At 69.7% G+C, this 6,351-nt stretch carries 7 protein-coding genes; 3 read left to right on the top strand and 4 right to left on the bottom strand.

All coding sequences use genetic code 11. The features are described from left to right. Nucleotides 1–246: 246 nt before the first annotated feature. The gene (locus tag ACWFQ8_RS28310) at nt 247–711 is read left to right on the top strand and encodes a hypothetical protein (RefSeq protein WP_453789118.1); all 465 of its coding nucleotides are present in this window, start codon (nt 247–249) and stop codon (nt 709–711) included. A gap of 416 nt (nt 712–1,127) precedes the next feature. On the opposite strand, the gene ACWFQ8_RS28305 is transcribed toward ACWFQ8_RS28310, so the two are convergent. The 4 genes from ACWFQ8_RS28305 to ACWFQ8_RS28290 all read right to left on the bottom strand — a co-directional run bounded on the left by ACWFQ8_RS28305 (nt 1,128) and on the right by ACWFQ8_RS28290 (nt 4,701). Next, on the bottom strand, nt 1,128–2,873 hold the full coding sequence (locus tag ACWFQ8_RS28305) for an IclR family transcriptional regulator domain-containing protein (protein ID WP_453789117.1): 1,746 nt from the start codon (nt 2,871–2,873) through the stop codon (nt 1,128–1,130). A gap of 1 nt (nt 2,874) precedes the next feature. After that, nucleotides 2,875–3,516, bottom strand: coding sequence for a hypothetical protein (locus ACWFQ8_RS28300; protein WP_453789116.1), 642 nt, complete (start codon nt 3,514–3,516; stop codon nt 2,875–2,877). Nucleotides 3,517–3,981: 465 nt separating this feature from the next. Continuing rightward, nucleotides 3,982–4,284, bottom strand: coding sequence for a hypothetical protein (locus ACWFQ8_RS28295; protein ID WP_453789115.1), 303 nt, complete (start codon nt 4,282–4,284; stop codon nt 3,982–3,984). Between the two features lie 219 nt (nt 4,285–4,503). Beyond that, entirely contained in the window at nt 4,504–4,701 is a 198-nt protein-coding gene (locus ACWFQ8_RS28290) for a hypothetical protein (protein WP_453789114.1), read from the bottom strand. A 296-nt stretch (nt 4,702–4,997) separates the two neighbouring features. Between ACWFQ8_RS28290 and mobF the strand changes: the two genes are divergently transcribed. Beyond that, a complete protein-coding gene (gene mobF / locus ACWFQ8_RS28285) occupies nt 4,998–5,747 on the top strand; it encodes a MobF family relaxase (RefSeq protein WP_453789113.1) in 750 nt (249 codons plus the stop codon). A 24-nt stretch (nt 5,748–5,771) separates the two neighbouring features. Further along, entirely contained in the window at nt 5,772–6,263 is a 492-nt protein-coding gene (locus tag ACWFQ8_RS28280) for a hypothetical protein (RefSeq protein WP_453789112.1), read from the top strand. Nucleotides 6,264–6,351: the final 88 nt, after the last annotated feature.

The following is a 6,351-nucleotide window of genomic DNA, read 5'->3' as shown; positions in this document are numbered from 1 at the left end:
ATGGTGCCTAAGCACTGTGTGCCGGGGGTGCGCGGGGTCAGGCGGGGAGTGTCGTTGGTGAGCTTTTGGCGCCCCGGCTGTTTGTTACCGCGGTAAACCACGGCGGGACGACCGTTGCTCAGCATCGGGAGCTTCGACAACCGCCCTCGGTGTGCTGGCTCAGCCAAGGCTCACCGATCTCACCGAATCTTGACCGGTGTAGCGGCAGGCCAGCGATCATTGGCCTCCAGCCCATACGGTCATCAGATGACATGGCTGCCCCTCTTCGGGACTCTTCTGGGTGCCGTCATTGCACTCAGCTCAGCTCTCCTTGTCGAGCGACGCCGAGAACGCCGCGAGGACCGAACCGAGCGCCGCAAGGCGAAGCAGGAGGTATATGCGCGCTACCTAGCTGCTCATGCCGACACCCGTACGCAACTGCGGGTGCTGTCCGTTGAGTCCGGCTTGACCGATGAAGAACGCGGACACCGGGCATACACCGCATACGCCGCCTGCTACGCCTCGCGATACGAGCTTGCGGTGTTGGCTCCGCAGTCAGTGCTGGCACCAGCGAGGGAGTTCGATAGACGCGCCCGGCATCTGCGAGACCTCGTCATTGAAGGCACGAACATCCAGGCTCAGGGCGGGGAACGCATGCAGGAGTACCTCGACGCCATGAAGCTCGTACACACGGCAATGCGAACCGATCTGGGCGCGGATGAGAACAGCTGAGGAACGCCACTCTGTGCCGTGCCAGAGTCGCCATCCGGTCAAAGCTCGGTGAGCACGTGAGTTTTCGCAGACGCTGAGGACGACGCACGCACTGATCCGAAGGCCGCGTCGTCCGGGCGGCTCCCTGAACCTGAGCGAAACCGGACGCCCTCCAGGCTCTGCGCGACGCGGCGTCGGCCCGCGGGTGGCAGCCGGGGGAGCGGCGGCCGGTGGAGGCCGACGGTGGATCCGGCTGGCGGCGGTTGTTCTGTGAGCCAGGGAAGTCGGGCCCCGCGGGCCGTGGGGGCCGACTTCCGCCCCCGCTTGAGACTCCCAGCAGAATCCTGGTGCGATGTATTCGGGTTGCCAGCAGTGCCGTCGACGCCCCAGGTCGGGCCCATGCCTGAGCCACGGGCCCGACCGACCCGGGGTGGGCATCAGCGGCGGCTGCCGGCGGCCTCCTTGAGTCCGAGGTCGAGATTGGTGGAGTTGAGGACATCGGGGGGCTCGACCAGCGGGGGCTCTACTGTCCGTGAGCGGAAGGGGATCACCTGTGCATCGTGTTCCTCCTCCGCGTCGTCGTTGTCCTGAGCGTCACCGGCGTCGTTGTCGGTTGGGTCCGTCGTCCACCATGCGCCCTGTCGGTAGGCGGGCTGTTGGGCTGTGGTGGTGTGTTCGTCTTGGCGGGGGAGCGGCGCGTCCTGCCTGCCGGTTTCCCAGCTGGGTGGGCTGGCCGCCAGCAGCAGTGACAGCAGAAGGCCAGCGGACCGGCTGGAGAGAATCCGGGCCGCCTGGATGAGCCTGTGGCGCTGTGCGACGGGCAGGGCCAGCGCCACGCAGCCGACCTCGCCGTCGATAACGAGCGGGACGGCCACGCAGACCTGGCCGTCGGAGTACTCCAGGATGTCGAACTGGGCGGCGTGCGGGCCGTGGCCGTCCAGGTTGTTAAAGAGCTTCGCGCCATCGGTGATCGTGCGCTGGGTGAGCGCGATCGGTCGGTGCCTTGAGAGGTGGTCCATTCGCTGGTCGAAGTCGAGCTGGGCGAGCAGACTCTTGCCGACGGCGGTGGCGTGTGCCGCGTCGGTGAAGGCCACCCTCTCCTCGACGCCTGGGGCGTTCGGCCCGTCCGACCACTTGAGGATCGACACTTCCCCGTGGCTGTAGGTGCTGATGTAGACGGCCGCGCCGATGGCGTCCCGGAGCCCGGCGAGCACCTGGTCGACGACCGCCCCCGGCTGACCGGGTTCGGGCACGGTGATCAGCCGCAGCGCGGGCCCGGGCACGTACCCGCCGTCGCGGGTGAGGAGGGTCAGGTGCTGCTGGCACAGCCACATCAGCAGGCGTTGCATCACCTGGTGCGGGAGGCTGGTAGCCCGGGCCAAGTGGCGTTCGCTGACCGGCCGGCCCGCTCCCGCGATGATCTGGAGGACCTCAAGGACCCGCTGCGCGGACTGCCAGCGCTGAAGGGGCCGACTCGGGGGTGGTACCCGCTGTGCCAGGTGCGTCAGGGATGTCTGCCGCAGTGGAGCGGCTGACCACGCCAAGCTGCGCCCCAGTGCTGCCAGCGATTGCGGTTCCGATGGTGGCGCGGCGCCCGGGTCGATGCCCGTCGGCCGGCCCGCCGGAGCGGTGCTCGTATGCCGGGGCTGTGGGATCCGACCGGCGAACGAGTCCCGCCTGCGGACCGCTGCCAGGAGGGTCCGCACGTCGGCAACGAACTCGCTGTCCTGCTCCGGGGCGACGCCTTCCCGGTCGGCGAGGCCGATGTCGGCGAGATCCCACCCGGCCTGCCGCAGGAGTGTACGGGCGTCCTCATGCCCCCACCGGGCCGCGCTCACCACAGCGGTGACGGCCCGGGAGGCCGCGTCCGGCCCGGACTGCCGCCACAAAGTCACGGCTAGACGGAACGCCGCGCCAGGGTGGCTGTCCTCGCACGCACGCCGCAGCCAGTTCCGTGCCCGGTCCAGCTCGCCCATGCGCAGCGCCTTCGACCCGAGCCTGTAGCACGAGTTTGCGTGAAGGCGCCGCTCAAGCTCCTCACCCCGCGACGCCCGCCGAGGGCCCCAGTCGCCCTCGGGCCGGTCCCAGAAGTCGGCTCCCCTCAGCCCGGACAGCAGGGCGGCGAACGCGGAAGGCTCCGCCGGCCTGCCGGTGCTGCCCCGTTCGCTGTCATTGACGTTCACATCACTCACCTGTGTCCTCTTCCCGGCGCCGGGTCTTCCTGTGCCGATCGCGGATGTAGAGCTGGAGCTGCTCGTCTTCCCTCAGCTCGGCTGCTGCCTTGGTCATCAAGGTCTGAATGCGAGCCGGCTCCCGGTTCATGCGGTCCGCGATGGCCTGGTCGTCCATGCCAAGGCTCCGCATCTCCGCGACGTCCCTGCGCTGTGTCTTCTTCATCCGCCTGACGGCAGGTATGACGAGTTCCTCCAGAGGGTCCAGGGGAGTGTGCGGTGCGATGCCCGCGTAGTCGCCGTGCAGATCCGAGGTCCGGCTGGGCCGCGCGATGAAGGTGCGCTCGCACTCCTCGAGCCCAGCGTCGTCGGTGGGGCGAGCCAGCTCGTCGTAGGCGTCGTTCGCGACGTTGTTCGCGGTCTCCTTCATGTACGGCAGCGGGTTGCGGTGCTGCTTGTCTGGGTCCCGCCACCACATGGCGTACGTCCGCACGAGCGCTTCGTGCGCCATGTCATTGACCCAGGACCGCAGCAACGGGTGCCGGTTCCACAGCGACGCGGCGGTGATACGGATCCACTCCGCCGCGTGCCTCTCGAAGAGCGTGCGCGCAGCCTCCTGCCACGGCTGCTCGCCCTCGTCCGGGGTATCTACCACGGGCCACGCCCCTGCTCACTGGTATCGAAGAGGAGGGCGGCCGCCGGCATCGTCCAGACGGTCATCCGGCCACCATCCGGCGGTTCGTATCGCAGGATGACGAACTGCCCGCAGTCACACGCCCTACCGAGACCACGCTCGGCCTGAGGTCGAAGAGACCCTTCGCGTCCCACTCGCCCGCGCAGAGTCTTCGTCCAGGCCCGGCACAAGGCGATCACCAGAGGGGTCACGCCGGCCACGGCCGAGATGACCCCGGCCACGTCCAGGGCTGTCAATTCACGCTCCACATGTTCGTTCCGAGAGCAACGCATCCGCGTCACGCCTCTCTTACGGCCTGGAGGGCCTGAACTTTCCTCACGAACGAAAGTGATCGAAACCGGCGAACACCTATCGATGACTGTTTGGTCCCGACCGGCCTGGTTGCGCTATCGGCTATGGCCCGGCTTCGACGGTCAGGCTCGGAGGTCATGGACCGGTGAGGATGTCGTGGGTGCCGATGCGGCGCCAGACGATGTGCTGCTCGCCGGGGCGGCGCTCGGGCCCGTACTCCCAGGTTGCGCGTCCTGCAGGGCCGGAGCCCATGGACCAGGTGAGTTCGTAGATGCCGGAGGCGCGCTGGACGCGCTTGACGCGGAGGCGGGCGCGGAAGCGTCCGGTGCGCAGGTCGTCGACGAAGGCCGACACGGTCTGGCGGAAGCGGTGGCGCTGCTCGGGGGTGAGGCGGTCCAGGTCGGCGGTGAAGCGGGGCAGGGCCTCGTACGGGGGCACGTGATCTCCTCCAGGAAGCACGAAGCCCCCGGCCGGTGGCCGGGGGCGGGGGTGGCTGTTCGTGTCGAAGGGCGTCGGTGACGTGGTCTGCTCAGCGGTGTCGGTTGGTTGGGGCTGTCGTGCGCTGGTGTGCGTTCGATGACGCTCGATTGGGTTGGAGTGGGATTCCGGGGTGGGCGGGGCTCTGGTGGCCGGGGCGCAGTATTCGCACGGTCCGTGTCAGGTCTCGTAGCGGTCGCGCATCGCGTCCCAGAACTGCTGGGGCCGGGTGGCCTCGCAGCCGTCACACCGGTACCCCGCGAACCAGACGCGGGCCGGGCCGTCTTGTTGGGCTGACTCGTGGGAGCGGCCGAACTCGGGGCGGAGCGGCCGGAGGCACAGCGGGCAAGAGTCTGCGTAGATCACTTCGTCGGTCATGCGGCGGACTGTGCACACGCGCACGGGCTACTGTCTCGGGCTGCCGGGGCGTCCCGCCTGGCGGGCGCCGGAGGCAAGGAGTTGGTGATGGCTTCCCGCCCGGCGGGACGGGGGTCTGATCGCTCCTTCTCGCAGGTCACGGGCGAGGTTCCATGGCCCGGTGATCAGCAGAGCGAAGATCAGTCCAGGTGACGGGGTGCGCTATCTCTTCCGGGGTGTGATGGTCGGCGACGGCCAGGCGACCGGCGGAGAGGCCGCTGCGCGCTGCCCAGGACGAGGCCGGGGTCCCGCCCGGTGTGTGGAAGGGCCGGGGTCTGGCTGCGGTTGGCCTCACGGTCGGGGATGTGGTGACCGAGCGGCAGGCCGAACTCCTCCTAGGGGAGGGCCGGCACCCGGGCGCCGACCGGATCGAGCGCGAGGCCCTGGAGGCGGGCGACACCCCGGCGAAGGCGCGGCGGGCAACGGTACTGGGCCGCCCGATCGAGCACAACCAGTCGCCCGAGACCGAGATGGCGAAGGAGCGGACGCCCTGGCTGGCGATGGACTTGGTGTTCCGGGCTCCGTCGACGGTGCACGTCGCGTGGGCGCTCGGGGACGACGAGACCCGGCTGGTGCTGGAGCTGTGCCAGGACATCGCCCGGGACAAGACGCTGGAGTGGCTCGAGGACGCGGTCGCACAGATCCGCTGGAAGGCCGGCGGTAAGCAGCGCAAGCCGATCCGGGACGGGCTGATCGTCGCGGTGTTCCGGCACTACGAGTCCCGCGCCGTCGATTCGCGTCCCCTGCTCCACGACCACGCGGTCGTCTCGATCCGCGCCCGGCGTCCGGACGCAGCGGGGACGTGGGGCAACCTGTCGGCTGACTCGATGCTCGCCAACATCGTCGCGGCCGACACCCTCTACACCCTCCACTTCATGGAAGAGGTCACCGCCCGGCTCGGGTGGGCGTGGGAGCCGCGCGAAGTGACGCCCGGCCGCCGCCCGGTCATGGAGATCGCCGGGATCGACCAGCGGCTCATCGGCTGGCAGTCCACCCGCCGCCAGTAGATCGAGGACGCCCTCCCCGTCCTGGTGGCCGAGTACGAGGCACGGCACGGGCACGCCCCGGGGGAGCGGGCCGCCTACGCGCTCACCTGCCAGGCCGCCGACCAGACCCGTTCACCGAAGCGCACAGAACTGCGGTCGCTGGCCGAGCTGCGCGCCGCCTGGCGGGACTCGGCGGCCCGAGCGTACGGAGCCGACGTCGTCGCACGGCTGGCGGAGCGCGCCCGAGCAGCGGCCGCGGCGATATGGGCGCGGGTGCGCCCGGTCGTCGACGTCGCCCTGGCCGCCGCCGAGACCATGGCCGTGGTGTACGTGATGCGCGGCGCGTTCGCACACCGCCACCTCCTCGCCGAGGCCCGCCGACACCTCTCCTACGCCCTGCGCGGCCGACCCCACCAGCGCGGTCTGGACGAACAGATCGTCCAGGCGGCCATCGACGCCTACACCCGCCCGGTCGGCCGGGGCCGGATGATGACCGCCGACCTTCGCGCCCTGTACCCGCGCGACACCGAGGACTAGGCAGTGTCTGATGGCTCTTGCCCGGATGGTGGATCTGTTGCCGTTCCGGGCAGGAGGCCGTCATGGTGCGTCGGCATGAACTGACGAA

This window comes from Streptomyces sp. NPDC055254 (assembly GCF_053606025.1).
The sequence above is the reverse complement of the archived record's forward strand: the minus strand, read 5'-3'. Positions and strand labels throughout refer to the sequence as shown.

What these genes read in the sequence shown, in the direction of transcription:
- ACWFQ8_RS28310 (WP_453789118.1), top strand. Translation starts at nt 247, where the DNA reads ATGACATGGCTGCCCCTCTTCGGGACTCTTCTGGGTGCCGTCATTGCA.
- ACWFQ8_RS28290 (WP_453789114.1), bottom strand. Translation starts at nt 4,701, where the DNA reads ATGACCGACGAAGTGATCTACGCAGACTCTTGCCCGCTGTGCCTCCGG.